The following is a 1361-nucleotide window of genomic DNA, read 5'->3' as shown; positions in this document are numbered from 1 at the left end:
CCAACAGGGTTTTACCTGATTATATGCCTACAGACCTAAGCCACCTGTCTTGATTAGACGCTCAGTACGCGTGCATTAATACAATAAACAAAGCCGCTTACACCTGACTTGAGCCTGAAACTAACTGGATCATAATGATGAAACCAGCCGCCTTGAATAGTGCCATGATGAGGTTAACCGATGAATGTCTAGTGCCCCAGCAACCCCAAAAGGATATGGGAAAAACCTGGCTGCGATGAGATCGCAATAAGAGAGCCTCTATATGTGTTTGCCGTAAGCTACTTGCTTAACAGCCGTATCGACAGACGAAGTAAACGAATTTGTTTATTGGTTTAGAATTGACCGTCACTATATAAAAACGGTCAAATAAAACACTAGTGCCTATTGACAGAGTTAAGGCTCATATGTATTAGTGGTAAAGTTGTCATCTCCACTCACTATCTAACCAATTAAACATTGTTAGACTGTAACTAACAGTCAGCAATAACTCGTTTGATTCAGTAGATAAGTTTTGCTTCAACCAAATTTTAGGTTTTCCTACAAAGGATAAAGCTGCGACCTGTTTTTTATTTTTAAAAAATTCAAGTCCAGAGTTTAGTGCAAGCCATGGTGGAGAATTCCTTCGTTCTACTGTATTTCCATTTTTCACTAAACTGATAGTTTTCGACACACCTTTGATTTCATAAGACAGGTTATTAGTTCTTAATTGTGCCTTAACCTTCTTCTCATTATACGACGTGAGAGTGAACTCCCATAGTTTATTATTATGAGTTATAGCGCACACCAAAAAAGTTTTCTGTCTAGTATTATGGCTAGAACTTGAACTTTTCTTAGGATATAGAATATCGCCAGACACTGTTTCTTCAGCTGTAGATTGTGAGAAAACTTCACATTTAGATGTAGAAATTAATGTGGCATCTTGTACTAGATTAAAAGAATAAACTTGAGTACTTTCAACTTCAAACTCCTCCGTTATAAAAGAAAGAGCATCATCAAAGAGAATGTAATTTATAAAACTAGTATCTTTTTTTCTACCTACTAAAGTGCTATCCAAGCTTCTCCATGAAGTTTTAGAATTTTCGGTAACATAAGGGCCTAGATTTATATTATAAATTGAGTCTGGAATTCTCCAGCTAGGATTATCTAAAGTAATAACTGTTGAACTTGACTCAAACTCGCTTGAGAGAGGAATTGTTTTATCCATGGTGGCTTTGCAGGAAGTTAAGACAAATAAGATTAAAATAGCTTTACAGATAGTTTTGATAATTATTGACTCCGAGGTTGAATTATTACTTTACCACTAACGAGCCTGTAGAATAACTCGTTTTTGATTTATTTTTATTGATGCATTAACCATAGCT

The 1361-nt window shown here is 35.6% G+C and carries 1 protein-coding gene; it reads right to left on the bottom strand.

Annotation, left to right across the window (positions count from 1 at the left end):
* Nucleotides 1–424: 424 nt before the first annotated feature.
* Nucleotides 425–1204 (bottom strand): hypothetical protein, encoded by a 780-nt coding sequence (locus tag J7338_RS20480; RefSeq protein ID WP_210798818.1) that lies wholly within the window; start codon nucleotides 1202–1204, stop codon nucleotides 425–427.
* Nucleotides 1205–1361: the final 157 nt, after the last annotated feature.

The organism is Pseudoalteromonas ostreae, from assembly GCF_018069805.1.
Classification (GTDB): Bacteria; Pseudomonadota; Gammaproteobacteria; order Enterobacterales; family Alteromonadaceae; genus Pseudoalteromonas; species Pseudoalteromonas ostreae.
Note: the sequence above shows the minus strand (reverse complement) of the source record. Positions and strands in the feature narration are given on the sequence as shown.